At 37.3% G+C, this 26,812-nt stretch carries 28 protein-coding genes and 1 riboswitch; of the genes, 15 read left to right on the top strand and 13 right to left on the bottom strand.

The window, feature by feature from the left end:
- The first annotated feature begins 67 nt into the window (after window positions 1-67).
- The 3 genes from ACHUE4_RS04890 to ACHUE4_RS04900 all read left to right on the top strand — a co-directional run bounded on the left by ACHUE4_RS04890 (window position 68) and on the right by ACHUE4_RS04900 (window position 2,192).
- Complete coding sequence (locus ACHUE4_RS04890) at window positions 68-1,036, top strand: ring-cleaving dioxygenase (RefSeq protein WP_394188263.1); 969 nt, start codon at window positions 68-70, stop codon at window positions 1,034-1,036.
- A gap of 32 nt (window positions 1,037-1,068) precedes the next feature.
- Window positions 1,069-1,350 (top strand): GNAT family N-acetyltransferase, encoded by a 282-nt coding sequence (locus ACHUE4_RS04895; RefSeq protein WP_394188264.1) that lies wholly within the window; start codon window positions 1,069-1,071, stop codon window positions 1,348-1,350.
- Between the two features lie 329 nt (window positions 1,351-1,679).
- Complete coding sequence (locus tag ACHUE4_RS04900) at window positions 1,680-2,192, top strand: DUF4064 domain-containing protein (protein ID WP_394188265.1); 513 nt, start codon at window positions 1,680-1,682, stop codon at window positions 2,190-2,192.
- A gap of 23 nt (window positions 2,193-2,215) precedes the next feature.
- On the opposite strand, the gene ACHUE4_RS04905 is transcribed toward ACHUE4_RS04900, so the two are convergent.
- Window positions 2,216-2,698 (bottom strand): GNAT family N-acetyltransferase, encoded by a 483-nt coding sequence (locus tag ACHUE4_RS04905; RefSeq protein WP_394188319.1) that lies wholly within the window; start codon window positions 2,696-2,698, stop codon window positions 2,216-2,218.
- A 107-nt stretch (window positions 2,699-2,805) separates the two neighbouring features.
- On the opposite strand from ACHUE4_RS04905, the gene ACHUE4_RS04910 reads away from it, so the two are divergent.
- Both ACHUE4_RS04910 and ACHUE4_RS04915 read left to right on the top strand, forming a co-directional pair.
- A complete protein-coding gene (locus tag ACHUE4_RS04910) occupies window positions 2,806-3,243 on the top strand; it encodes a GNAT family N-acetyltransferase (RefSeq protein ID WP_394188266.1) in 438 nt (145 codons plus the stop codon).
- 98 nt (window positions 3,244-3,341) lie between these two features.
- A complete protein-coding gene (locus tag ACHUE4_RS04915) occupies window positions 3,342-3,683 on the top strand; it encodes a hypothetical protein (RefSeq protein WP_394188267.1) in 342 nt (113 codons plus the stop codon).
- A gap of 129 nt (window positions 3,684-3,812) precedes the next feature.
- On the opposite strand, the gene ACHUE4_RS04920 is transcribed toward ACHUE4_RS04915, so the two are convergent.
- Window positions 3,813-4,463: a LytTR family DNA-binding domain-containing protein gene (locus ACHUE4_RS04920; RefSeq protein ID WP_394188268.1), complete on the bottom strand. Its 651-nt coding sequence runs from the start codon at window positions 4,461-4,463 to the stop codon at window positions 3,813-3,815.
- An 85-nt stretch (window positions 4,464-4,548) separates the two neighbouring features.
- On the opposite strand from ACHUE4_RS04920, the gene ACHUE4_RS04925 reads away from it, so the two are divergent.
- The 5 genes from ACHUE4_RS04925 to ACHUE4_RS04945 all read left to right on the top strand — a co-directional run bounded on the left by ACHUE4_RS04925 (window position 4,549) and on the right by ACHUE4_RS04945 (window position 8,298).
- Window positions 4,549-5,445, top strand: coding sequence for a diacylglycerol/lipid kinase family protein (locus ACHUE4_RS04925; RefSeq protein ID WP_394188269.1), 897 nt, complete (start codon window positions 4,549-4,551; stop codon window positions 5,443-5,445).
- Between the two features lie 168 nt (window positions 5,446-5,613).
- Window positions 5,614-6,396 (top strand): helix-turn-helix transcriptional regulator, encoded by a 783-nt coding sequence (locus ACHUE4_RS04930; protein ID WP_394188270.1) that lies wholly within the window; start codon window positions 5,614-5,616, stop codon window positions 6,394-6,396.
- Window positions 6,397-6,559: 163 nt separating this feature from the next.
- Window positions 6,560-7,324, top strand: coding sequence for a membrane protein insertase YidC (gene yidC / locus ACHUE4_RS04935; RefSeq protein WP_394188271.1), 765 nt, complete (start codon window positions 6,560-6,562; stop codon window positions 7,322-7,324).
- A 126-nt stretch (window positions 7,325-7,450) separates the two neighbouring features.
- Window positions 7,451-7,696: a hypothetical protein gene (locus tag ACHUE4_RS04940; protein WP_394188272.1), complete on the top strand. Its 246-nt coding sequence runs from the start codon at window positions 7,451-7,453 to the stop codon at window positions 7,694-7,696.
- Window positions 7,697-7,761: 65 nt separating this feature from the next.
- Entirely contained in the window at window positions 7,762-8,298 is a 537-nt protein-coding gene (locus ACHUE4_RS04945) for a superoxide dismutase family protein (RefSeq protein WP_394188273.1), read from the top strand.
- Between the two features lie 231 nt (window positions 8,299-8,529).
- Here ACHUE4_RS04945 and ACHUE4_RS04950 read toward each other — a convergent pair whose 3' ends face one another.
- Complete coding sequence (locus ACHUE4_RS04950) at window positions 8,530-9,684, bottom strand: MFS transporter (protein WP_394188274.1); 1,155 nt, start codon at window positions 9,682-9,684, stop codon at window positions 8,530-8,532.
- Window positions 9,685-9,807: 123 nt separating this feature from the next.
- On the opposite strand from ACHUE4_RS04950, the gene ACHUE4_RS04955 reads away from it, so the two are divergent.
- Together ACHUE4_RS04955 and ACHUE4_RS04960 are read left to right on the top strand one after the other, a co-directional pair.
- Window positions 9,808-10,716, top strand: a complete 909-nt coding sequence (locus tag ACHUE4_RS04955) for a M15 family metallopeptidase (RefSeq protein WP_394188275.1) — start codon at window positions 9,808-9,810, stop codon at window positions 10,714-10,716.
- Between the two features lie 479 nt (window positions 10,717-11,195).
- Window positions 11,196-11,606, top strand: a complete 411-nt coding sequence (locus tag ACHUE4_RS04960; protein WP_394188276.1) for a GNAT family N-acetyltransferase — start codon at window positions 11,196-11,198, stop codon at window positions 11,604-11,606.
- 430 nt (window positions 11,607-12,036) lie between these two features.
- Here the strand turns inward: ACHUE4_RS04960 and queF are convergent, their stop codons facing one another.
- From queF to cls, 5 genes are all read right to left on the bottom strand, one after another.
- Window positions 12,037-12,534: a preQ(1) synthase gene (gene queF / locus ACHUE4_RS04965; RefSeq protein ID WP_394188277.1), complete on the bottom strand. Its 498-nt coding sequence runs from the start codon at window positions 12,532-12,534 to the stop codon at window positions 12,037-12,039.
- A gap of 16 nt (window positions 12,535-12,550) precedes the next feature.
- Window positions 12,551-13,261: a 7-carboxy-7-deazaguanine synthase QueE gene (gene queE, locus ACHUE4_RS04970; RefSeq protein ID WP_394188320.1), complete on the bottom strand. Its 711-nt coding sequence runs from the start codon at window positions 13,259-13,261 to the stop codon at window positions 12,551-12,553.
- The gene (gene queD, locus ACHUE4_RS04975) at window positions 13,255-13,680 is read right to left on the bottom strand and encodes a 6-carboxytetrahydropterin synthase QueD (protein ID WP_394188278.1); all 426 of its coding nucleotides are present in this window, start codon (window positions 13,678-13,680) and stop codon (window positions 13,255-13,257) included. The genes queE and queD overlap by 7 nt, the downstream gene beginning before the upstream one ends.
- The gene (gene queC, locus ACHUE4_RS04980; protein WP_394188279.1) at window positions 13,677-14,345 is read right to left on the bottom strand and encodes a 7-cyano-7-deazaguanine synthase QueC; all 669 of its coding nucleotides are present in this window, start codon (window positions 14,343-14,345) and stop codon (window positions 13,677-13,679) included. The genes queD and queC overlap by 4 nt, the downstream gene beginning before the upstream one ends.
- Window positions 14,346-14,470: 125 nt before the next feature.
- A riboswitch (PreQ1 riboswitch) is annotated at window positions 14,471-14,514 on the bottom strand.
- Between the two features lie 108 nt (window positions 14,515-14,622).
- Window positions 14,623-16,077 carry a cardiolipin synthase gene (gene cls, locus ACHUE4_RS04985; RefSeq protein ID WP_394188280.1) on the bottom strand — a complete coding sequence of 485 codons (1,455 nt, stop codon included), beginning with the start codon at window positions 16,075-16,077 and terminating at the stop codon, window positions 14,623-14,625.
- 274 nt (window positions 16,078-16,351) lie between these two features.
- On the opposite strand from cls, the gene ACHUE4_RS04990 reads away from it, so the two are divergent.
- Together ACHUE4_RS04990 and ACHUE4_RS04995 are read left to right on the top strand one after the other, a co-directional pair.
- The gene (locus ACHUE4_RS04990; RefSeq protein ID WP_394188281.1) at window positions 16,352-17,245 is read left to right on the top strand and encodes a DUF4097 family beta strand repeat-containing protein; all 894 of its coding nucleotides are present in this window, start codon (window positions 16,352-16,354) and stop codon (window positions 17,243-17,245) included.
- Between the two features lie 194 nt (window positions 17,246-17,439).
- Window positions 17,440-19,005: a GNAT family N-acetyltransferase gene (locus ACHUE4_RS04995; protein ID WP_394188282.1), complete on the top strand. Its 1,566-nt coding sequence runs from the start codon at window positions 17,440-17,442 to the stop codon at window positions 19,003-19,005.
- A 496-nt stretch (window positions 19,006-19,501) separates the two neighbouring features.
- Here the strand turns inward: ACHUE4_RS04995 and ACHUE4_RS05000 are convergent, their stop codons facing one another.
- Window positions 19,502-20,737, bottom strand: coding sequence for a helix-turn-helix domain-containing protein (locus ACHUE4_RS05000; RefSeq protein WP_394188283.1), 1,236 nt, complete (start codon window positions 20,735-20,737; stop codon window positions 19,502-19,504).
- A 111-nt stretch (window positions 20,738-20,848) separates the two neighbouring features.
- Here ACHUE4_RS05000 and ACHUE4_RS05005 point away from each other — a divergent pair, with 111 nt between their 5' ends.
- Window positions 20,849-22,162, top strand: a complete 1,314-nt coding sequence (locus tag ACHUE4_RS05005) for an MFS transporter (protein WP_394188284.1) — start codon at window positions 20,849-20,851, stop codon at window positions 22,160-22,162.
- Window positions 22,163-22,176: 14 nt separating this feature from the next.
- Here ACHUE4_RS05005 and ACHUE4_RS05010 read toward each other — a convergent pair whose 3' ends face one another.
- The 4 genes from ACHUE4_RS05010 to ACHUE4_RS05025 all read right to left on the bottom strand — a co-directional run bounded on the left by ACHUE4_RS05010 (window position 22,177) and on the right by ACHUE4_RS05025 (window position 26,722).
- Window positions 22,177-23,358: an MFS transporter gene (locus tag ACHUE4_RS05010; protein WP_394188285.1), complete on the bottom strand. Its 1,182-nt coding sequence runs from the start codon at window positions 23,356-23,358 to the stop codon at window positions 22,177-22,179.
- A 279-nt stretch (window positions 23,359-23,637) separates the two neighbouring features.
- Window positions 23,638-26,052, bottom strand: coding sequence for a heavy metal translocating P-type ATPase (locus ACHUE4_RS05015; protein ID WP_394188286.1), 2,415 nt, complete (start codon window positions 26,050-26,052; stop codon window positions 23,638-23,640).
- A gap of 100 nt (window positions 26,053-26,152) precedes the next feature.
- Window positions 26,153-26,368 carry a copper chaperone CopZ gene (gene copZ / locus ACHUE4_RS05020; protein WP_394188287.1) on the bottom strand — a complete coding sequence of 72 codons (216 nt, stop codon included), beginning with the start codon at window positions 26,366-26,368 and terminating at the stop codon, window positions 26,153-26,155.
- A gap of 15 nt (window positions 26,369-26,383) precedes the next feature.
- Window positions 26,384-26,722: a metal-sensing transcriptional repressor gene (locus tag ACHUE4_RS05025; protein WP_394188288.1), complete on the bottom strand. Its 339-nt coding sequence runs from the start codon at window positions 26,720-26,722 to the stop codon at window positions 26,384-26,386.
- Window positions 26,723-26,812: the final 90 nt, after the last annotated feature.

The following is a 26,812-nucleotide window of genomic DNA, read 5'->3' on the forward strand; positions in this document are numbered from 1 at the left end:
GACTCATGATAAACTTTAAAAAACATTATCTCGAATTCGAGATATATTATGTAACGGAGGTTTTAGTATGAAATTAGCAGGCATTCATCATGTTTCTGCACTGACAGCAAATGCAGAAAGAAACCATGATTTCTTTACACGGATTTTAGGCATGCGATTAGTGAAAAAAAGTGTCAATCAAGATAATCCATCTTCTTATCATTTGTTTTATGCAGATGCAGTTGGAACACCGGGAACGGATATGACGTATTTTGATATTCCGAATGCAGCAAAAACAACACCGGGTGTTTCAAGTATTAGTAATACTTCCTTTAGAGTGAAGAGTGAGGAAGCATTACAGTATTGGCAAAAACGATTTACGGAATACCAAGTTCCCTTTGAAGCTATTGTTGATCGATTCGGTAGAAAAACCATGTACTTTGAAGACTTCGAAGGATCTCGACTCATGTTAGTCGTAGATGATGGACTGGGTGTACCTTATGGAATACCTTGGGCGGGAGCAGGTGTTCCAGAAGAATTTGCTCTAGTTGGTCTTGGTCATGTCACACTTACAGTTCGTCGTGCAGAACAAACGCAATTAGTGTTAACAGAAGTACTCGGATTTAAAAAGGTTGGATCTTATGCATCATCAGTAGATGGTATGCCAGATATTACTGTGTTCTCGGTTGGTGAAGGAAGTCCAGCTTCTGAGGTTCATATCGAAGAACGGTCAGATTTGCCGATGGAAAGACCTGGTCGGGGAAGTGTTCATCACGTAGCGTTTCGAGTTAAAACGATGGAAGAATACGATCAATGGGATGCTTTCTTACGTTCGAAAGGTTTTATGACGTCAGGAAAAGTGGATCGATACTACTTTAAATCCATCTATTTCCGCGAGCCGAATGGTATCCTCTATGAATTGGCAACGGATGAACCCGGATTTGCAACCGATGAATCAATGGATGTTTTAGGGGAGAGACTAGCATTGCCACCATTTTTAGAACCACAACGTGATCAAATCGAAGCGAAATTGCGTCCACTAACATTAAAAGAATAAATTATGCTAGACTGAAAAAAAGGAGTGGTGAAATGGAATTCCAGTTTAAAGAATTAGGTCATGATGCATATGCGTATGTGTATGAAAAAGATGGTCAAACTTTAGGGGAAATTACGTGGACATTATTAGGTGATGTAATGGTGATGGATCATACTTTTGTTTCTCCCTCTCTAAGAGGTAAGGGTGTAGCAAAAGAGTTGCTAGATCAAGCAGCTAAATTTGCTCGTGAAAAGGATTTAAAAATGGAAGCAGTTTGTTCGTATGTTGTCACTGCTTTTGAAAAGTCTTCTGAATACGAAGACATTAAGGCATAATTAAAAGGCAATCCGCTAATTATCAGTAGTGGATTGCCTTTTATGTATTCTTGTCCATTGTCATATAGTTACTCCTCACATTTGAGTGAATACAAATAAAAATCCTGTTAATACAGAAGCACCTACCATTGTGTACATGAAATCTGCTTGGTTAAATACTAATTTTTCTTTCATTTTTCATCTGCTCCTTTCAAGTTGGTGTTACTAAATATATACCCACCAATTTATACCTATAAACATGTTTATTCTAAAATTATGTAGGGAATGATGAAAATATGAAACCAATAAACAATTTGTTTCGTATTATTTAAAGTAGATTTAAAGGAGAGGTGAATGATTTGAGCAGAACTGGTGAAGTAGCTTTAGGTATTATAGGTACTATTTTAAATGTCATTTTATTAATTATCGTAACTCTAGCTGTTTTCAGTGCTAATGCGTTGAACACAACGGAAGTTCAAAACATGATTGAAACAGAAATCATGGCAGACCCTACGTTGACTCAACAAGAAATGGAATACACGAAGGATATTCTTGCTGGTGGAATGGATGTAGTAGGAGTAGTTGGTTGGGTATTTGTAGCATTACTATTACTTAGTGTCATTCTAAGCATCATTGCTGTTGTAAAAGTTTCGAAGAATAAGAGTCCAAAAACGGCGGGGATTTTATTTATCTTTGCTGGATTGTTATCAGGTATTCTTTTATTAGCACCAATTTTATTCTACATTGCAGCGATTATGTGTTTTGTAAGAAAAACACCAGTGCACTATGTAGAAGATCCTTATTACCGCACGGAAGCTGAAACAGAAACACACACAACTACAACGCCGCATCAACCGTTGTAAATAAAATAAAAACACCTGTCAAATTAATTTTTGACAGGTGTTTTTATGTAATAAACATATTTTGCAGTGCTTAATGGATGGCCTTCAAAATATTCATCGAATTCTTCTAATAGTTCAAAGCCGCTTGCTTCATAAAATAATCGGCCTTTTTCATTTAAACTTTCAACATATACAAAAAGCTGATTAGCATCTTGAATTTTCTCAAGACCTGTTTGTAGCAGTTTTTTACCGAATCCGAATTTTTGATGATTCGGATGCATATAAATAGCTGTTAATTCCGCATCTCCATCTTCATCGACTCTAGTAAAGTTTGCAAAACCTATTATTTTTTCTTGATGTAAAGCTACGTACATAGAAGTCTTTTCGATTCTTTTCATTAACATCGCGCGTGAATATGCTTTTTCTACAAATACATCTTGTATTTCAGTCGGAATGATTCCTTCATATGTGTCCTGCCAGCTTAATTTAGCGATTAACTGAACAGCTTCAATATCCTCAAAAGTCATTAATCGTATCAAGTCAATTCACCTCAAAATTCTTTCCGCTATCATACCAAATATTTCGCTTCCTTACTACACATGTGAAATAATATCACTCAAAGGGGGCAGAAAGTATGTGGAAGCAACAAGCATTTAACGAACTATCGATACACGAACTCTATTCATATCTCCAATTACGCGTCAATGTTTTTATTGTGGAACAAAACTGTCCATACCCAGAATTAGACGGATATGATGAAAAATCATATCACTTAGCATTTGTAGAGAATACCGAACCGTTAGCTTATGCTAGAATTCTTCCTAGCGGTCTGAAATACTCACGCATCTCTATTGGAAGAGTCATTGTTAAGAAAGAGGCACGTGGAAAAGGATTAGCGAAAGAGCTAATGAACGAATGTCTTCAATTCATTGAAGCTAAATGGCCGAATCAAGAGATTCAATTACAGGCACAAGCTCATTTAGCTCATTTCTATGGATCATTTGGATTTAAAGCCATATCTGACGAGTACTTAGAAGATAACATTCCTCATGTGGATATGGTCAAATATTAAAGTGTAATCAATTTGACACATTTAAAAAGTGTAACAAGTCCTAGTTAAGGGTATTGATTGAATAGATGTATAACAAAAAAATTGGGGGAATGATGAAAATGGCAAAAGGGAATAATCGCTCTTTATTACTCGCAGGTTTAGCAGCTGGTGCATATGCGTACTTTAGCAAACCAGAAAATCGAGAAAAAGCATTAGTTGCTTTTAATAATACAAAAACGAAAGTTAATTCGTTTATAGAATCTCAAAAACATACTCAAACTAATTCTACTAAACAAGGCCATTCTGATCCTCATGATGTGGATGATAACACGATGGTGGATGAGGGTGCTATGACCAGCGTTCAATATTATAACGATGAAGTACAGAGTAAAACGAAAAACAATGATTCAGTAAGTAATAACGAGAACGAAGAAAATACTACTACGACACTAAACAACTGATAATAGAAAGAAGGAAGGCCAAGTCTCAAATCGAGATTACAGCCTTCTCTTTTTTCGTGTGAATTTCTCATTTCTGTCTTTATTATATGTTAATAAAACCTCAAAAGAAAGAATATTCTGATTAATTTACTAGAATCCTAAAGATCTTCTGAAATAACTAGCGTAGCGCTGACTGACAGGAATTCTTGTTCCGTTTTTCATTATTAATAAAAATGTTGAATGAGAATCAGGTTGAATTTCATGAATAAAGTCTATATTGACGATGTAGGATCGATGACATCTAACAAATAATGTCGGCGTCAGAAAGAGTTCAAGCTCACTTAAATTTAATCGGTGATACCCTTCAATTGAATCTGTCTTTACTAAGGTTTTTCTGAATTGAGTTTCTAAAAACAGAACAGATTCTTGCTTTACAGGATACCAGCATTCTCCTTTTTTTATTGTTAAATAGTTGGTTAAAAAAGAGGATGGAGGTTCTGGTAAGATGGCTGTTACTGCGCCTTTAATTTTGCCGTCTTCCCGAATGGGCATGCTCATTCCATAGTAGGGAATACCAAATACCGACGGATCAATAAACTCTGTCACTTTTCTTCCGGTGCTTAATGCTTTATGAGTAGCAGTACCTTCTTTTACAAGGTCGCCATTTTGTATATGTAAGTCAATTTGATTGCTTGGTTGATAAAAGATAAATTCCTTTGTGTCTGCTATTGCTATTGAGGCGTGGCTCGGAAAAAACTCACGCATAACATTCATGACTTCTTCAATAGATGTTGAATCCAATTTGAAACCCCTCATTTGCTATATTATGTATATGTATAAAAACTAGTTTATCATAGTTCGAATTAAATCAGAGGAGGCAATTTGATTGAAAAAAGCCATGTTTATACTTAATCCATCTTCCGGTAAAGAGTTAGCAAGTACGTTTAAAGAAGAAACGATAAAAACTCTGGAGTCCATGGGCTATGATGTTGAGGTGAAGGAAACCCAGGGCGAAGGGGATGCGATGAAATTCGCACGCCAGGCATGTGACGAAACATACGATTTAGTGACTGCAATGGGTGGAGACGGTACGATTAATGAAGCGGTAAACGGAATTGCTGAACAAGCGCATCGGCCATTATTTTCATTTATTCCACTTGGAACTGTAAATGATTTTGCGCGTGCTTTAGGCATTTCTTTGGATCCTCATGAAGCGATTGAATCGTTAAAAACAGCAGAACCTCATTACGTCGATATAGCAAAAGCTTCAGATAAATATTTCATGAATATTTTAGCCATAGGGCAAGTTGCAGAAAGTGTTTCGCTCGTTTCTGTTGAGCAAAAAACAAAACTTGGTACCCTTGCCTATTTAATCGAAGGATTTAAAGCATTGACTTCGAAAGATGAAACACAAGTGTATGTGCAACATGATCATGGAACTTGGGAAGGCGAAGCCGTGCTTGTTCTTGTAGCCCTTACTAATTCTGTTGGAGGCTTTGAAAAGTTAGCTCCGAAAGCTGAAACGGATGATGGACTTTTACACGTATTTGTTGTGAAAAGTGCTGGCTTACCAGCCTTTATGAGAATGGGTACTGCTGTTCTATTAGGTAAACTTGAGGAAGATCCAGATGTAGTGATGATTAAAACCGAAAAAGCACATATTAAAACAAATCCTGAACTGTCATGTAATTTAGATGGAGATGAAGGATGCCATACGCCAATAGACGTAGAAGTGTTAAAAGGACACTTGAATGTGCTAATTCCAATGCGAAATGAAAGATAATCTAGTACAATAGAGTAAATTAGGGTATGTAAAAATACCTATTTTTTATAAATTAATAAATATTTCACCAAAAACACATAAACCTATTTTCATAGGCGTATTTTCGTTATATAGTTAACGTAATGGTTTGATACGCTAGGGTGTATTAAAAGGAAAGATGGGGAGTCTATGCAACAAATTCATTTATCAGGAACTGAAAAAATTTCCGAGAAGTACATGAAAGAGATTGAAATTTCGAGTCAGTTTGATGGTGTCGAAGATTTTTTTGAGCTGGAAAATCAGCTGTTATATCAAATTCATCATCTAGAAACCGAAAAAGCAAAAAAGACATTACGAAGTATTATTGATCGCATCTCTTTAAGAGCGGGTAAACAAACAATCCGTGGCGTTCGTCATTACTTTACAGTATTGTCTTCAATCATGGCGAGGAAATTGTATGAAAATCAAGTCCCATCTAAGAAAGCATTCGCATTTAACACAGCTTGTATAGACATGATTGATAACGATATGAATGATGCGGCATTTTTACAATTTGCTGATGATTTAATCGATTTTTTCATTCTCGTTATTTCTGAACGAAAACAACCTTCATTCAGCCACCAAACTGTGAATAAAGTGATTTTGTTCATCAATGATGAAGTGGAGTCAGAACTATCGGTGGAAGATATCGCAAAACACTTTAATGTGAGCACAAGTCATTTGTCTCGAATTTTTAGAGAACATGTTCAAATCACATTAGTTGAATATTTAAATGTAAGACGAGTAGAAGAGTCGCAATATTATTTACGCCACACGAATAAAAACATCTCGGATATTTCAAAGCAATATCATTTTTGTAATCAAAGCTACTTCACACGTATCTTTAAAAAATACACCGGTGTAACACCCAAGCAATTCAGAGACCATAAGGAACATGAATACTTTAGGTTTTCTCTACCGACAACAGGATGAAGAGTCGTTTATAACGGCTCTTTTTTCGTTGCACTGAGTTGGATTGAATGACATAACCTTGTCACATCAATCGGAACTTCCTGGATTTTTCTAGCAAGCATTTGAATTCGACTATTAAAAAAGGTATACTTCTTTATAGTTTGAAAAGATGAAGGTGAATCTATTGAAAAAGAAAATCGGATTAGTTTCAATGCTGATCTTTGTTACACTTTTCCTAAGTGGATGTTCTGGTATTGAAAATAAAGAAGGGTACTTCTACAGCATTTTTGTAAAACCTTTCGACTTTTTACTAAATTTCTTCGGTGATTTCTTTAATGGAAGTTTTGGACTCGCTATTATTGCCATTACAGTCTTAATCCGTTTAGTTTTAATGCCTTTGATGCTTCGCAATTATAAGCACCAACAAGGTATGAAAGTGAAAATGGACGCGATGAAGCCAGAAATGGACGAAATCCAAAAGAAAATTAAAGCTGCAAAAGACAAAGAAGAACAAATGAAATTGCAACAAGAAATGATGGGCCTTTATAGAAAACATAACGTAAACCCTTTAAATATGGGCTGTTTGCCAGTTATTATTCAAATGCCAATCGTCATGGGACTTTACTTTGCGATTCTCTATTCGCCAGATGTGAAAAGTCATCAATTTCTTTGGTATAGTCTCGGACAACCAGATATCATTATGACTCTAATTGCTGGTGCTGTTTATTTCCTACAAGCTAAAGTGTCACTTTGGACTGTTCCTGAGCAACAGAAACAACAAATGAAGATGTTTGTTTATATTTCACCAATTATGATCATGTTTGTGTCATTCACTTCAATGGCAGCATTGCCACTGTATTGGACAGTTGGTGGGATACTATTAATCATCCAAACATATATTGGGCGTAAATTTTATTCAAATCATCCAGAAAAAGCATTAGAAGAATAAAAAAAGGGAGCTGTCTAAAAAGTCGTTAAATATGACTTTGGTCAGTTCCCTTTTAAGTATGTTGGTTTATTTGTGGATAAATGCTATTTTTAATATGGATTCAAATGAATGAAGGGGTGTTAATAAATGAATCGTAAGTGGATTGCAGGAATATTAATTGCAGCTGTCAGTATAGCGGCTCTTGTTTTTATTATTAAAGGAAATATCAATTTAGCCGTATTGTTTATGACTGCTTTATTTGCCTTATCGAATGGTTACCGAGCAGTCAGTTTTAAAGAAAAAGGATTTGAAAAAGAAGCAAAATGGATGAAGGGCATGTCGATTTTTTTTGTGATTGCATTTATTGTCGTATTATTAACAGTCATCCTATAACGTATAATTTTGAAAAATAAAGCCATCATGCTAATGACACGTCATTATCATGGAGGTTTTTTATTATGAAGAAATGGATGTTGATAGGGTTAATTTTACTTATGGCTGGATGCAGCCAACAAAATATGATGATTCCAGTTAGTGGTGAGATTGAGCATAAGCTGGCTACTTCAATCGTAAATTCAGACGGAAAAGGGATTGGAACTGCAGAATTAACAGAAACGAAGACAGGCGTAAAAATCCGATTGGTTCTCAAGGATTTAGAGCCAGGTAAAAAAGCAATCCACTTTCATGAAGTAGGGAAGTGTGAACCTCCGAAGTTTACAACTGCTGGAGCGCATATGAACCCATCAGGTAAAGAACACGGTTTTGATAATCCAAAAGGCTATCATGCGGGTGACCTGCCTAATCTGAATGTCTCGAAAGACGGCACTGTAGATTTAGAAATTATAACGCCTAATGTGACGCTTGAAAAAGGAAGGAAGAATTCATTGCTTGATGAGGATGGCAGTGCACTAATTATCCATGCAGGGCCGGACGATTATGTGACTGATCCATCAGGGAATTCTGGTGATCGCATTGCGTGTGGGATTATCGATTGAGTAAAGAAAAAACACGACAACCAATTATTGGCTGCCGTGTTTTTTTGCTTTTTTATGTTTTGATTTATCTTGTTGTCTATTTTCTAATAGTTCATCTAATTGCTGCATTAATAATAGTACTTCGAATTTTGAAATTCGTGACATCAATATTCACTCCCATTTCATGTTTTCTTGTTATAAACATTCGAAATGAAAAGGATCTTTGTGTCCGTAAGATACAAATTTGAGACTTTAGTACTGGTGTTTATTGCGTGTAAAAATGATGATGAAAATAGCAGGTATTGAACAAAGTGCCATACCTAAAAAGGCAAGACCTGGACTGAAATCATATAAATAACCACCCGCGAATGTTAAAACTGCTGTACTCAAGCCCATCGCAAGTGCGGCGTACATACCCTGTGCTGCAGGAATTGCATCATGTGATAAACGTTTTGAAATGAACTGCATGAAAGCATAATGTGCAACACCAAAGGAAATGGCATGTAAAAATTGAGATAAAACAAAAACCCATACAATGGGGAATGCTGCGATTAAAATCCATCGAATCGTTGAACCGATTGCAGCAATCATAAACATCGTCGAAATTCTAGTATTGGAGAACAAAGCGTCTGCCCGTGAGAAGAAAAGAATTTCTAATAGAATCGCAACATTCAGAACGATACCGATGTAAAAACTATTCACACCAAGTTCTTGTAAATAAATAAATCCGAAATTGTAATAAGATGCATGTGCACCTTGTAAAAGGATTGCTAGAATCAGAACTACGACAAATGGTTTTGAAGAAAATAACTTCTTCCACTGTGATTTCGTATCAATTTGTAAAACCTGTTCAGGTGCTTTAGTTAAAATAGCTGGTGAAGGGCGTGTATGAAGGAACCACATACTAGCTAGTCCAATCAGCATGACCCAAAGAATCGACTCTTCGCTCCAAATCGCCGTCGTAGCACCTATAATTAATAAACCAACGGTATATCCAAGCGAACCAAACGATCGACTTTTTCCATAATGGATACGTTCACTCTGCATCAAAACAGAAGCGCTACTTTCCATTGCTGGCAATAAAATCGGATAAATCACACTGAACAAAATCGTGATGAGAAGTAAGAAAACAAACGAATCTGCGGGAATATATAGAGCCATCGTAAATAAAGACAGCCCAGCTGTCCATAGCATAACCTTGCGAATAGACGCTTTTTTGGCTGCAGCTGGAAAAATAACGAAAGTTGATAATGCGCGTGCCACCATGCCCGCTCCCATAATAATACTAGCGTGCGGAACGGATAAGTCTTTCACAATGATCAAATAGCCTGTCCAATAAGGTGAAAATACACCCCACGTGAAAAAGAAGGCAAAGAAATTAACCGAAAGCCACTTTTGATAATTCATAATAACGAAACCTCTAATCTATTTAGCATGTCTAATGTATTATATCGGAAAAGTAAAGATGAGTGTAACGTTCCACTAAAATAATGGTAAAATGAAGATAAGTATAATGAAAGAAGGCTTCTCATGCAATCTCGTAAAAATAACAAATTCAACAAATTAAATAAAACAAAAAATAAGTGGATAACACCCCTATTAATTGGGGGAGGTTTACTCATATTACTCGTTCCAATTATTTGGTTAGGACTTCATAATTGGGATGTTGAAGAAAGCTTATCCGAAGTTGGCTATTCGAAAAAAGTGGCGGACGCAACTCCTGAGCAACCTGAGAATTCCGAACCAGCAGAACCGCCAGTTAAAGGAGATTCAGAGGATAATAGTACAGAAGAAATTCCGCCTAAAGAAGAACCTGCTCAACCTAATCCTGCACCTGAAAAACCGAAGAAGGAGGATCCTGTAGTGCCGATTGAAAAACCAGCAGCAAATAGCTATGATCCAAATCAAGTGCTACCTGCAAATCCAACTTTCATTCAAGGGATTCTAGTTGCAAACAAACGGTATCCTCTCCCTTCTACCTATGCACCTGGTGAAAGTAAAGAAGCACGTGAAGCCTTTGAAAAAATGGCAGCAGCTGCTAGACTAGATGGCTTTGAATTAGTCGCATTTAGCACGTACCGAGCGTTTGAACGACAAGAAACGCTATACAACCAATATGTTGAAAAAGATGGGCAAGCAGAAGCTGACCGTTACAGCGCGAGACCAGGTTACTCAGAACATCAATCTGGTCTAGCCTTTGATATTGGTGAAAAGAACTTTGAACAGCATTGGGCTTCTCCAACCTTCGGTGAAACGCCAGCGGGAGTATGGGTGGCTACCCATGCTCACGAGTATGGCTTCATCCTTCGCTACCCTATTGGTAAAGAAGAAATAACAGGTTATATGCACGAATCATGGCACTTTCGTTTTGTAGGCGTAGGACCAGCAACAGATATGTACACAAATAAATTAACGCTAGAAGAATATTTAGAGTTATAGAGCACATAACAACTGTCGACCAATAAATATGACTCAAAAACGCGTGGAGAAAATGATTGATTTATCTCTACTGGTTATTGATTCTTTTTAAAAAATTGAAAGTAAATGCCATGAACCAAGTGTTCATGGTATTTTTTTTGTAACTATTTTTATAGGTTACAAATGTTTTGCTGATTGAAATGGAAGCGGCGACTCTGAGGGGATTAGCAGATGGTTTGTGCACCGAAAGCGAAGCGGCAGGTGCAAGAGCTTTAGACCCTGGACTGAGATTTTAAAAGGTATATTGGGGAAGACGTCGAATTGAGATATATGTTGTTGGCTGTTGGTCGAGTAGATTTAATCTTCTGGTACTATATCGTCTGATTTTTACATAATAAAAAACTTTTTTTGGGAATTATAAAGCAGATTTAAAGGAGGTTTAATACAATGGTTAAATTACGTAATCGCTCTCCAAAATAAAATTTGAGGAGGAAAAGAAGATGAGAATTACTTTTAGAAACAGTAAAAATATCGATAAAGAGCATTTAGAAAAATTATATAACGACGTAGAATGGTTTGCTTATACAAAAGATTTAGAACTTCTTCAACAAGCATTGTTACAGTCTTTAGAAGTAATATCTGCTTGGAGTGGAGAACGGTTAGTTGGATTAATTCGTGTTATCGGTGATGGTTTAACAATTGTTTATATTCAAGATATCCTTGTTTTGAATAGCTATCAAAACCAAGGGATTGCTACCCACCTTTTACAAGAGATTCTGAAAAAGTATAATGACGTCCGTCAAAAGGTTCTTTTAACAGAAGAAGCACCTGAAGTTAGAAACTTTTATGAAAAAAATGGGTTTCAATCTTGTGATAAAGGTTCTTTAGTAGCTTTTGCTAAGCTAAATTAGGTGCTAATTGTAATATTTTTTGTTCAACATGTGCTACAAGGATCAACTAAGGGGTACTTATGTTTAATAAGCTAAGTTGTAAATTAGGATTAATAAGAGCTAGAACTAGTTCTTGTTTTACACCTCTGAAAAGAGACAATTAGCTGTCTAAATAAAAGTCTCTAAAATAATACAGGTAGGAAATAATGATCTTTTTCTCTACCAGTTAAATGATTGTAGTGGAAGGCGGCGACTCCAGCGGGAATAGCGTGTCCAGGTGAGACCCCGCAAGAGCTTGCGATGAGGAGGCTCACGGACCGCCCGCGGAAAGCGTCCGCATGCAACGGAAATCAGTAGCTTCACCAGATCTGTTTTTATATAAAAAATAAAAAAGGAAATGCCCTAAAAGTCAATTTAAGATGACTTTTTAGACACTCCCTCTTGTTCTACCTTATCGATTATCAATTGTTTCTGGATACATATCGTGATTCATTAAACGATGTGCAGCCATTTCTTCGTATTTTGTACCTGGCTTACCGTAATTAGTATACGGATCAATACTAATCCCTCCACGAGGTGTGAATTTACCCCACACTTCTAGATATCGGGGATCCATTAACTTCACTAAATCATTCAAAATGATATTCATGCAATCTTCATGAAAATCGCCATGATTTCTGAAACTGAATAAATACAATTTAAGCGATTTACTTTCTACCATTTTCACATCAGGAATATAGCTAATATAAATCGTTGCGAAATCTGGCTGGTTTGTAATCGGGCAAAGAGATGTAAACTCAGGACAATTAAATTTTACGAAGTAATCACGATATTGATGTTTATTATCAAACGATTCTAATACACCAGGATTGTAAGAGAAATCATAATGTACATTTTGGTTTCCTAACAGACTGATATCTTGCAATTCTTCCTTCTGACGACCACTCATGGTTCGTTCCTCCTTTTTAAACACCGCGTTTATTCCCCCATAAAAGAGCATGTAATTGAGGCAATACTTTAGCATCGTTCATAACAAACGATTTCATCGATCGATCAATTAACCATTCAAATCGTTTCAGTAAATTAGAAACTAACGCCTGATCATCAATCGTTAACACATCATCATTCCCAATCTGTAAAAAGAATGGAACTCCTGGGTAACGTAAATGAATCATTTCGGCATAGCTAAAATCATCTTCATTAAATACAACGACTTTTAAGCTTATGTTTGAATCTTTCAGTTTTTCAATAAAAGCATCGAGCTTATCAAAATCGGTCACCATTTTGGAACTTGGCGGCTTAGGAGAAATGGTAACCTCATCAATAGATAACAACCAATCTTGCCAAAAAGAACCTTGCGTTTCAATCGCCACTTTCCAACCTTGTTCGTGACATTGATTCACTAATTCTCCAAGTCCTTTATGAAGAGCGGGATTCCCACCTGAAATCGTGATATGTGAAAAGGCGTCGCCACCAATTTTTTTTAACGAATGAATAATATCTTCGGCTTTCATAGCGGTACTTTTACCTGTACCATCCCAAGTGAATTTGGAATCACACCAAGAACATGAATAGTCACATCCGCCTGTGCGAACGAACATGGTTTTTTGTCCAATAACCATTCCTTCACCTTGTATCGTTGGACCGAAAATCTCCATTACAGGTATTTTCATAATAAGTCCTCCGGTTTCGGACGATATACGACATAACTTGTCGGTGTTTCACGAACGAAAACCTGCAAACACTTCGGTTGATGAGGACGTGTTTTTAAATGATTAGAAATTGTCGTCCACACCTGTTCTGCGATTCGTTCCGTTGTAGGAAAGGTCTGTTTAAATTCAGGGTGTTCATTCAAAACAGTATGGTCATAGCGTTTATGGACTAAATTTTTAAGTTCTTTAAAGTCAATCAAAAAACCCATATCATCTAATTCATCGCCGGCAATCGTGATGTTGAAGAAATACGTATGTCCATGCATGAACTGACAGTTTCCTGCATCCGCATGTGGAATGAAGTGAGCTGCAGATAAATGCATGTCTTTATTTAATTCGTATCGATACGAATGTTGAGTTTGAGGATACATTTGTTGCATCATGTTAAATCACTTCCTTGCTTCTCTTCAAGGTAAGTGGCTAATCCGTTCGCACGCAGTATACAAGATGGGCAAGTACCACAGCCATCCCCACGAACGCCTTCATAGCAAGTTAAGGTGTTGTTACGCACAAATTCAAGTGCGTCTAACTCATCTGCGAGTTTCCAAGTGGCGGCTTTGTCTAACCACATGAGTGGTGTATGGAATTCTAAAGAAGAATCCATCGCTAAGTTAATCGAAACATTTAAAGCCTTTACGAAAACATCCCGACAATCTGGATATCCACTAAAATCCGTTTCACAAACGCCTGTAATAATATGACGTGCGCCAATAGATTGCGCGTAAACTGCTGCAAATGACAGGAATAAATGATTTCTCCCAGGCACGAAGGTGGAAGGCAATTCGCCATCTTTACCTTCTGTCACTTCAATGTCACTACGTGTAAGTGCATTAGCAGAAAGTTGGTTAATTAAACTCATATCCAAAAGTTTGAATGGCACATTCAGCTTTTCAGCTATTTCTTTGGCACAAGTGATTTCTTCTATATGTCTTTGTCCATAGTCAAAGGTAACGGTATACACTTCTTCAAATTGAGTTAATGCCCACAGTAGACAAGTCGTACTGTCTTGACCTCCACTAAATACAACAACTGCTTTTTCTTTTTTCATCTCTCATTTCTCCTTTGGAAGAATGAGTATTCGACTTCTCCAGGTTAGGTGGACAGAAATAGGTTGTAAAACCTTCTGGCATTTGTTGAATCAAAACAAAAAAACTGCATAGTAAATCGACAGTTTTCACCTTAGTTTTTTATAGAGGGAGTTTGCGAACCTCTTTCTATTTAGTTACATCGTACATAGTAGCACAAATTCTCCGTAGATGATAGAACCAAAAAAGACCGCTAACGTGATGAAACCACGTTTAACGGTCATTACAAATGACTTTCAATTATAAAATAGGTGACAATAAGCGCGAGAAAGATTCTTTCATTTTAATCAGTCTAGTGCGTTCATTATAAAGATCCATCGTCAGTTCGGTTGATAGAAGCATATCTTGCTCAAATAATTCTGCGAGTTCACGTGAAGTCTCACGATCATAAATAAATGCATTCACTTCAAAGTTTAATTTAAAGCTACGAACATCGATGTTTGCAGTACCTACTGTGGATGCTTCATTGTCCACCACAATCATCTTCGTATGCAGGAAACCGTTATCATAAATATAAACTTTTGCACCTGCTTTTAATAATTGTCCTACATATGAATACGTAGCCCAGTACACAAATGCATGGTCAGGTTTATTTGGAATCATAATTCGTACATCAATTCCTGATAAGCAAGCGATTCGTAATGTATCCATAAAGCTAGCATCAGGAATAAAGTATGGCGTTTGAATATAAATATAGTCTTTGGCCATCGCCATTAACTTCAAATATCCATTTTTAATTTGTTCCCATTCAGAATCAGGACCACTGGACACAATTTGTATACCAACTGACCCTTTTAAAGGGATAGCAGGGAAGTATCGATCTGAATACTCAATATCCGAATTGGTTGAAGCTTGATTCCAATCCAAAATGAAACGAGTTTGAAGAGGATGAACTGAACTACCTTCAATGCGTAAATGAGTGTCTCTCCAGTAACCGAATTTCCGATCTAACCCAAGGTATTCATCGCCAACGTTGAAGCCGCCAATGTATCCGATTCGTCCATCAATTACGACGATTTTGCGGTGATTTCGATAATTAAGTCTTGGATTAATGAGGGGCATAACTGAAGGGAAGAAAGCTTCTACTTCTCCACCTAAATCGACCAGTTCTTTAAAGTGTTTTTTGCGTACGCCTCGAGATCCCATATCATCAAATAAGAGGCGGACTTTTACACCTTGCTTCGCTTTACGAATCAGCACATCATGAATACGTTGACCTAAACTATCTAAACGGAAGATATAGTATTGCACATGAATATGATCCTTCGCCTGTTCCATATCCTCTATTAAAGCATTGAACTTGGCTTCGCCATCATTGAATATTTGAACAGCATTATCTTGAGTTAACACCGCATGATTGTTGCGGAGATGCATATTAATCAAATCTTTATAGTCTAAAGCGTCATCCAGTCGGAATTCAAAAGTACCTTGTTCAATGGCATCTAACTGATAATCTATTAATTTATCAATGCCAATTTTGTCGCGGCCTTCCCAACGGAATAAATGTTTCTTCCTTAATTGTCGGCCCAAAAGTAAATATATAAGGAATCCGAGAATTGGAATAAAAAATAACACCATTAACCACGCCCATGTAGATGAAGCGTCACGACGCTCTAAAAAAATTAAAACGATTGCTAAAAATATATTTAACGTGATGATAGCTGTAATTCCAATACTGATTATATTCGCAATCATTAGGATCCTCCTGATAACTTACTTCTCATTTTTATAAGTATAGCTTATCGAAAACAAAGAAAGAAGAGTATCTCCTATCTTTGATAGTCAAGCTGAATTTAGTTTACCTCAAATGTTCAAATGACAAACTTCTTTTACTGATTCTTGGAAAATATGCATACAGTCTGAAACAAAACACAACTTGCGTCCGTTCTCTACTCAGCCTCAAGACGGATAAATTTGGAAGTCCTTTTTGATAAAGTTGACTTACAACAAAGGTTAAGGAGGAATTAATATGTTCGCAATCGTTAAATCTGAAGGTTTTTTTGGTCACGTGAAGGATGTTTATCAAGAAGAAAAAGTGTCGGTGGATCAAATTGAGCAGATCGAAATCAGCAGCTCATTTATCGATATGGAAGTTACTCAAACCGAGCAAGAGGAAATCCAGCTTGTATTAATGGGGAAAGTTAGTAGCTCGTTGGAAGAGGATGTGCGGATTCATACTAATCAAAGTGGCTCAACTCTAATCATTGAAGCGAAAGTGAATGATAAAAAGTGGATGACAGGATTTAAACGAATAAGTTTAACTTTACAAGTCCAGCTTCCAATGAAATTTAATAAAGACATCGTCATGAAAGGCACATCTGGTGATATTTCTTTAGAAAAGGTTCAGCTTAATTCCGTTCAACTCCAAGCATCTTCTGGAGATATACATGTAAAAGACGTGAATGTGAGAAGTTCGTTAAAAACGAAAGTGAGTAGTGGGGATGTTAAAATCTCTAACGCCAAAGCACATCTCATGTCCCATCAATCTTCAAGTGGAGATGTAGAAGTGAAGCAATCGATGGCTACTGTCATTAGGGCTGAATCAACATCTGGAGACGTAAGTATTCAAGAATGCAGTGGGAAAATGGATCTTAAATCTACTTCTGGAGATGTAGAAATTGACTTAAGTCAATTAATGGATGATATGCAATTAGCATCAACAAGTGGAGATATAAAGATTGACCTTCAACACGCACCAAATGATGTAGAAGTTGAATTTAAAAGTTCGTCTGGTGACGGGCGAGTTCGAATACCCGAGATTTATTTTGAAGTGAAAAAAGACAATCATATTCAAGCATTCAAAGGGTCAAAAGAGCCAAAGATTATTGCACGAACTAGTTCAGGTGATTTTACCTTAAGATAACAACATATCAGATCATAACCGAATAAGGTTGTGGTCTTTTTTTTGGGTTCATATTAATCTATGTGACTCCATATATTCTCTAATAGGCTAAATTCATTTAAACTGCTATTAAATAGATAGGAAGAAACTTCACCGAACATCGAACTTATCAAATTTTAAAACGTTAACATTCATAAACGGTAGAAGGTGATTGTATGTATTGGTGCAAAATAGCTCGAAGTGAACATGAATTCGAGGAAATTGCTAAATTAACTTATGACACGTTTGTGGAAGAAATCCCACAACATGCTCCGCATCCGAGTGGAAAACGGCAGGATGTTTTTCATCATGAGAACACATATTTAATTGTTTTAAAGAATCAGCAACTTATCGGAATGATTGCGCTTCGGGATCAGCGTCCATTCTCTCTTGATAAAAAAATAGGAGAAGTGGAACAGGCTTTACCCAAGGAAGCGCTTGAAGGTAAACTCTGTGAAATCCGATTGCTGTCGGTTCGAAAAGAATATCGAAAAGGACGAGTCTTTTTCTTACTAGCACGAGCATTTGCTGACTATGCCTATGAAAAAGGGTATGGAGCTGCTGTCATTTCAGGAACGGTCCGAGAATTAAAACTGTATCGACAATTAGGATTTGAAGCATTCGCCGATCCAGTTGGGAATGAAGAGGCGTCTTTTGTTCCCATGTATTTAACGAAACAACGCTACGAACAATCGATTGCTGCCCGTTTCCAGCAAAAGAAGCATACGTTCTTTCCGGGACCCAATGAATTAACTCAAGAGTTAAAAGACGTGTTTCAACGATCACCAATATCTCATCGTTCCTATGAATTTTCGGAACGGTTAATAAGAGTGCAAGAAAAGTTGAAGAATTTAAGTGGAACTGAATATGTTCACTTATTATCAGGAAGCGGGACTCTTGCCAATGAAGCCATGATGGCACAAATCAGTCTTTTAAAGAAGAAGGGTCTTATATTAGTGAACGGGGCATTCGGTGAACGATTAATGCATCAAGCGAAAAGGTGGAATCTAGAGTTCGATGTAATGAATATCGAGTGGGGTCAATCCTTTGAGAAGCAAGACATGAATAACCTTATAAATAAAAATGCTTACGGTTGGTTGTTAGCGGTTCACGGAGAAACGTCTACAGGTATGCTAAACGATTTATATGAGCTGCGAGAACTTTGCAAAGAGAATGGAATTCATCTGTGTTTAGATTGCATCAGTTCTTTTGGAGCACTTTCTTTTAATTTAAAAGGCGTTTATCTAGCGACAGGTGTTAGTGGGAAAGCAATCGGATCCATGACAGGTTTAGCCTTTGTGTTTTCAAATCATTTAATTAATGAATCTTTGTGTCTGCCGACGTATTTGGATTTAGGCGGTTACGCAGAAGGTAAGATTCCATTTACGGTTTCATCACAAATGCTTGAAGGTTTAGAAGTCGCTTTAGAGACATATACAAATGATAATCGGTACGCAAAACTTAATGAAAGATTCTCCATGCTACGAGAAATTGAACAACAGCTTGAATTGGAGTTTTTGACTCAACAAGGTTACCCAATGATTGTTACATTTAAGACGAAGTCGTTGCCTCAATATCTTGGGGATGATGCTCGTTTGTCAGGATTTGATTTACATGATCAGAGCCTATACTTAAAAGAAAGAGAATGGGTTCAAATGTCGATCATTCAACCTAATTTTGAGCAGTCTTTTGAAAAATTTAGAGAATGGTTAAGCAATTATTTAGCATATGAAAAGCAGTGACCCTTTTGAAGAGTCACTGCTTTAGTCTGTAAATAAATATATAAATGTTGATTTCCATTGCAACGGACGCTTTCCGGGGGCATGACTTTAGCCGCTTCCCTCGCGAGCTCAGTCCAGGGTCTAAAGCTCACGCTATTCCCCACGGAGTCGCCGTTTCCATTCCAATCAACAGAAATCCCAATTATAAAGTTCAGTAATGGCGAAACGGTAATTAATTATCTACTAAACAATCATTTTTAAATATGTGAATATGCATGTGAAATCACTTTTGTAAGCATGGCTCTCCAAACGATTTTTCTAAGAGAGTGGTCGGCTATTTCTGAAGACTCCTGTGGAAAAACGAAACACGCTAGACCTCACAGGCTCATCTGTCAGTGACAGATAGCCGACCACATTCTTTTCTAATCAAGTGCAATAGTTGATGAGTCGAATTTTATGATGTTACAAACATTTTCAGCCTTTTGTCTACAGTCTGAAGCAGTGACCCTTTTGAAGGTCACTGCTTTTTATTAGTACTGTATTTATCGGTAAGAGATAAATAGGTGTTCATAATGAATTTCTTGTAAGGAGTTTCAGGGAGGTCAATAATTAAATCGTAGGCTGTTTTTGCTTCATTCAAAGCTTTTTCAGAATCACCTAAATGGTCATGACATAATGCTAAATACGTATGAACTTCATACGACATAGATAAATCATATGGATGATGTAAATATTTAGGAACTTTGTATTGTGAAAGTAAGGCTAAAGCGTTCTCAATTTGACCGAGACCATACAATGCTTTTCCTTTTTCTAGTAAGTAGTGATTATCACTTGAGTCATCTTTGTTTTCTTTGAGGAAATTTTCAATTGATTTCAACGCGTTTTCATAATCATGCGAAAAGGAGTTGTAGTAATGTGCTTCCAATAACTCTGCAATTGCTGTTGCGTCCTTATTTTCAGCAAATTCCCCATACTGTCTAACTTTAAGCAAATAATAAATTCGGTCTTCCTCATTTTCATTTATTATTGCTTGAAAACAAGCTAGTCGGTATAAATCATCCATTCGATAGAATGTACGTTGTTCTTTCGAAAATAATAAGGCTTCCTGCATTTTTGTGCGTGCTTTTTCATAATCCCCAACTGCTGAAAATAAAATGGATTCTACGTACAAATAGTCGATGGTCGTCATGGCATCGAGTGGGGCATCAATCGATGCATGTTCTTGTAAAACGACGTTTAAAGCTTCTCCATAATCATGTGTAATGAATTGAATCATCCCTTTAAACAATGCAAGGGATGCACGTTGATTATGAAGATGTAATTGTTCGTAGTAGTTCATTGCTTGATGATAATACTTTTCCCAGTCTGATCTTTTTTCGTTGTAGCTACAGCGACTGTAAATATCAAGTAAACGTGCTGATTCATAGCTAAGTGAAAGTTTTTCGACGACAGGATGAATCAATTCGATAATTTGGGTATATTCATCCTTTAATTCTGTGGGATATACGTTGTAAAGCTTTTCAACTTGTTCCAGTAGGTTTCTTTTTTCAGTTTGACTAACATCTTCCATTAACTCAGAAGACTCCACACCAAGCCGTTGTGCGATATAAGATAAGCTCTCCATAGAAGGTTGAGCTTTGCCATTTTCGATTAAACTTAACATACCTTTTGTTAGTTGATTGCCAGCTAACGCTTCAAGCGTATACTTTTGCTGTTTTCGCAACTGACGTATTCGTGATCCAATTGTATCCACTTAAATCGCTCCTTTTTATTTAGTTTAATTATATTAAACTTTTGCTTGCAAGGGAAGTTTTTTCATGTTATTATTTGTTTAATTAAATTAAACAAAGGGAGATTAAATCAAATGGATGAGACATTAAAGTTAAAAAAAGCCACACAACATTTATGGACTTTTACACTAAGTAAATTAATTTCAACTTTTGGAGTTAGCGTTTTTACATTTGGAATAAGTTTTTATATATTATCGATCACTGGTTCTGCGACTAGTTTCGCGCTCGTTCTTATTTGTAGCATTTTGCCTAGGGTCATCCTGGCTCCTTTTGCTGGCTATGCAGCTGATAAATATTCCAAAAAGACCATAGTGATTGTGGCTCAAATATGTAGTGTTGTAGCAGTAGCCGCTTTATTGACAGTAAGCATGACGATTGGCATATCATTAATCGCCATTTACCTAACTGAAATCGTTCTTTCCATCACTTCTTTATTTGCAGGTGTGACGTTCAGTTCTTCCATCGCTAACTTAGTTGACTCAGAACGAATTCAAAAAGCGATGTCATTTAACCAAATGTCGATGTCAATCGCATCAATCGGTGGTCCAGCTGTTGGTGGGTTATTATTTGGACTTGTTTCAATCGAGATGTTCTTAATTATTAATATGGTGAGTTACTTTATCGCAGTTCTCCTTGAAGCAACAATGGATTTTAATTTATTCTCGAAAAAAGTAGTGTCTAATGAAGTGGTTGAAACGAAAGAAACAATGCTTCAAAACATGAAAGCGGGTATTGCGTATTTAAAACAACATCCTATATTAAAAGTAGTTGTTTGGGTTGCATTGGTTATTAACTTCTTCTTTGGAGCATTTACAGTGGGTTACGCTTATATTCTAGTGGATGGATTAAAAGTTGAATCCGCTCATTTTGGAATTACTGAAGGAGCACTTTCAGTAGGAATGCTTATCACCTCCATTTATTTATCTACACGGAAAGAAATCAAATTCCCTTTACTTGTAGTGAAAAGAGGGATACTGATTATGGGGCTATTAATGGGATTAGCTACTTTGCCTTTAATGATTGAGCTACCGTATATAGGAATTGTTGGATTCTATATTGGTCTAATGTTGTCATTTGGGATTTGCTTAATATTCGTTAATACGCCGATCGGAGTTATGATGCAAAAGAGAATTGATGAAGAATTCAGGGGACGTGTTTTTGGTCTATTAGAAACGATGTCTATGTCATTACTTCCATTATCGATGGTTTTATTCGGATTCTTATTTGATATCGTGCCAGCGGAGTACATTTTGATAAGTTCAAGCGTTATTATGATAGCAGCTGTCGTGTATATGCTACGCCCAGTTATTATTCGCAAAGCACATCCAGAAATGGATGATAAATCGGTTCAAACGAACATCGTCGAACCAGTTATTGCATCAAAATAAAACATCCAGCTTCCTCAATTAGTCGAGGGAGCTGGATTTTCATTTTTTAATGATGTGTGTGATTTTCGGAATAAAACAATGAGTCCGATTGAAAGTAAAGCTAAAATAGCCGATAGCAAGTAAATCTGGTCAGGCTTGACGATGAAAATCCATGTGAATAGCAATGGACCGATAATCCGTCCCATATTGTCCATGGAGTACGTCATTCCGGCGGCTGTTCCATACATACCACCAGACTCTTTCGTAGTTAAAGAAACTAATACCGTTCGAGCAAGTGCATTACCCGCAGTAAACACGCTTAGTGCAAAACCAGCCCACAATAAGCTTTCGGTAAATAACAATAATATTAAGCCTATAGCTGTAACCACTTGAGCACCCATAATCCATTTTGTTTCTTGACCATTTTTCACTCGACGAACAACGCCACCTTGAATGATGGCATCAACTAATCCACTCGCCATAAACAAGTATCCAAGTTGAAGGGGAGTAATGGAGATTTTATCGATTTGGAATAATTGGAACGTAGCTTCTAAGCCCGCCAGTAAAAAGGTAACCATAAACGAAAACAGGAACAAGTAACGGATTCGATACTTCCATAATTGACTTGCACCCTTAGGGACGATGGCTCTTTTTCTAGCCTCACCACGCGTTTCAGGTTCTTTTAAGATAATCGATGCGTAAACAAGCAACGCCAAGGTCAAACCGGCAGAAGCAACGAAAGGCAATTGAAGTGAAAATTCACCTAGAATTCCACCAATTGCAGGACCAAAGATGAATCCTAAACCAATGGACATACCGAGCAAGCCCATATATTTATTACGTTCTTCTTCCGTAGTCATATCCGCAACAAATCCAGTAACAGCCGTATATAATGCCCCAGAAAAAATACCACCAACAATTCTAGACACATAAAGCATAGGCAATGTTTCAATAAAACCTGCAAAGATAATAAAACTCATACTAAACCCGGTTAAACCGATTAAAATTAATCTCTTTCTGCCTGTACGGTCAGATAACGCACCCCATAACGGAGCTGTAAAAAAGGAAGCTAGCGCATAAATAGTAAGTAAACCACCCACATGTACCTCGCTATATCCCTGATCTAAAATAACTTCAGGCAAAATCGGAATGATAATGCCAAATCCTAAATACACAAAAAACTGTATGGACATTAATAATAAAATGGCTTTCTTCATTTAAAAAAACCTGCTTTCTCAACTCATAACCTTAATGTTCATTTTACTCGCAAACAAGCTCGCAAACAACAAGGGTGGGGTAGAAAACTTTAATCGATAGGAAAATGTTTATAGATGGAGGGGGAGAGACTCGTGTCTGAAAAATGAGGCGAACGCCAATAAATGCGAGTCTATCGCTAAATATCTTCCTCAAACGCCAAATTATCACCAACTAACCCGCCATCGTTACAATAAAAAGAAGCCTCTGCCAAAGCAGAAGCTCCCTCCATAATCAAATTCCTATTTCTTCGCTCGTTGAAGACGTAATGCATTCAGTACAACCGATACCGAACTAAACGCCATCGCCGCTCCAGCAATCCAAGGGGCTAGTAGTCCAGCAGCCGCAATAGGAATCCCTACTGAATTATATGCAAGTGCCCAAAAGAGATTTTGTTTAATGTTTCGAACGGTTAGACGGCTCATCTCAAGTGTATCCGCAACTCGCAATAAATCTCCTTGCATTAGGGTTACATCTGCTGCGTCCATTGCGACCGCCGCTCCAGTACCCATCGCGATTCCAACGTCAGCAACAACTAATGCTGGTGCATCATTAATGCCATCACCGACCATTGCCACTTTACGACCTTCTGCTTGAAGTGATGAGATGACATCCGCTTTTTTAGCAGGTAATACACCTGCCACAACATGTTCAATACCAACTTGCTGTGCAATGGCTTGTGCGGTATTTTCTTGATCTCCTGTCAGCATCACAACATGAATGCCCATTTCTTTTAAGGAAGCAATCGCTTCTTTAGACGTTTCTTTGATTTGGTCTGCAATTGCGATGGTCGCAACATGTTCGCCGTCGACGACCATATACATCACGGTTTTGCCTGAGTTTTCAAATGTAGAAGCTAAGTCTAACTTAGTCGACACATCAATTGAGTGATCCATTAAAAGTTTTCGTGTTCCCATGATTACTTCTTTTGCATCAACCGTCGCCACAATTCCATGTCCAGGAATCGCTTTAAACGATGTACTCTCAACTAGAGGTAAATTCAGTTCTTGACCATACAATGTAATGGCGTGAGCAACTGGATGTTCGGATAGTTGTTCTGCGCTTGCAGCTAGACTGATCAGCACTTCACGATCGAAGGATTCAAGTACTTCAAAATCCGTTACTTCAGGTTTTCCTTTAGTGATTGTTCCAGTTTTATCGAAAACGACAGTATTAATCGATTTTGTATTCTCCATAGCTTCCGCCGTTTTGAATAAAATCCCTAACTCTGCTGATCGACCAGATCCGGCCATAATCGAAGTAGGGGTTGCAAGACCGAGTGCACATGGACAAGCGATAACGAGTACAGCAATCGTGCTTTCTAAAGCTGCAGCAAAGTTACCTGGATCGACAACAAAGAACCAGCTGATGAATGTGATGACCGCAATACCCACAACGATTGGTACAAAAATCCCTGAGATTCTGTCAGCCAATCTTTGAATCGGCGCTTTTGAACCTTGTGCTTCTTCAACTACACGGATAATCGATGACAGGACCGTTTCTTTTCCTACCTTAGTAGCGGTCATGCGAAGTGCGCCATTTGAATTGATCGTAGCCGCAAAAACTTCGTCTTGTGGTCCTTTTTCAACGGGCAAGCTTTCACCTGTTAACATCGACTCGTCTACAGCTGAAGAGCCAGACACAATGACGCCATCAACAGGAATAGAAGCACCTGGTTTAATAACTAATACATCATTTTGTTGTACTTGTTCTACTGGAATTTCGACAACTGAACCGTCTCGCTCTACGAGAGCAATGGCTGGTTGGAGATTCATGAGTTTTTTTATTGCGTCAGACGAATGTCCTTTGGCACGAGCTTCAAACACTTTGCCTAATAAAATCAACGTAATCAACACAGCGCTTGTTTCAAAATATAGACCTAACATATGAGTTTCATTGTGCTGCAAGCTTTGAATGACTAAATAAACACTGTAAAAATAAGCAGCGGATGTTCCAAGTGCCACCAACACATCCATATTGGCACTCTTATTTTTCAATGCATAATAAGCACCTTTGTAAAATATCCAACCGATCCAAAACTGAACAGGTGTTGCGAGTGCCCATTGCACAAAGGGGTTCATTAATACCTCTGGTACGTAAAGATTTGACGTGAAAGAAAAATGTCCAACCATTGTCCATAATAGAGGAAGAGATAATATAGCCGATATCCAGAATAATCGCGTTTTCTTTTGAATGTCAGCCTTCTTATAATCAACTGTTTCAGCAGTGTCATCTTGCTTGAACGTTGCGTCATACCCCATGTCTTGAATTTTCTTCACAATTTCGTTTGGAGAAGTTTGATTAGGATTAAACGTAACTTTTCCTGTTTCCAGTGCTAAATTAATGTTGGCAACGGATACACCATTGAATCGATTCAAGCCTTTTTCAATTCTCGTTGAACAGGCAGCACAGGTCATTCCTTGAATTCGTAAGTCGATTTCTTCAGAGACAACGTCATAACCAAGGGACCGTACTTTTTCTTCTACTTGCTGAGAAGTTAGTAATTTATCATCATATTGAATATGTGCTTTTTCTGTCGCGTAGTTAACAGAAGCGGAAGTGACGCCTTCCATTTTCTGAAGACCTTTTTCGATTCGATTTGCACAGGCTGAACAGGTCATTCCAGTAAGTGATAAATCTTTTTTTATTTCAGGCATACTTTTTCCTCCTTCAACATACCGTAACGGGGTATGTAAAATGTTAAAACAAAGCTTGCACCCAAGATGGTTGCAAGCTTGTCATTTTTTATTGGTACTTTTATTCGTTTCCGACTGTGTAACCTTGTTCTTCAATCGTGCTTGTAATTTGTTCGATAGCTACGACATCTTTGTTAAACTCAACATCGACAGTCCCATTTTCTAAATGAACTTGAACATTATCAACACCAGAGATTGCTGTTACACTGTTTTCGATTGATTTAACACAATGCCCACAAGACATACCTTCTACATTTAACGTTACGTGATCGACCATTTTTGTTTCCTCCTCTTATTTTCTCATTAATTTTTGTACGGTTGTAAGTAATTCATCTAATACTTCTACATCTCCTGCAGCCAAACGATCTTTCACACAGCCTTTTAAATGACCATCTAAAAGAACTTTAGCCACACTATTCAAAGCAGATTGAGTAGCGGACAATTGTGTAATGATGTCATCACAATAAATGTCCTTTTCAACCATACCCTTAATTCCGCGAATTTGTCCTTCAATTCGATTTAATCGAGTCGTTAAATCTTTTTTCACGGAATCTGGATGGTGACTTTTTCTACAAGATGGATCTGATTCGAGTTCGGTCATGAATGAAACTTCAGGTATTTGGGATGTCATATCAACTTACCTCCCGATCTTTTCTTTACTATAATGTACCACCTAGGGGTATGTAAAGCAAAAAGAATTATATTTTTTACAATGTTATAA

The sequence above is a fragment of the Paenisporosarcina quisquiliarum genome (assembly GCF_043641925.1).
GTDB classification, from domain to species: Bacteria; Bacillota; Bacilli; order Bacillales_A; family Planococcaceae; genus Paenisporosarcina; species Paenisporosarcina quisquiliarum_A.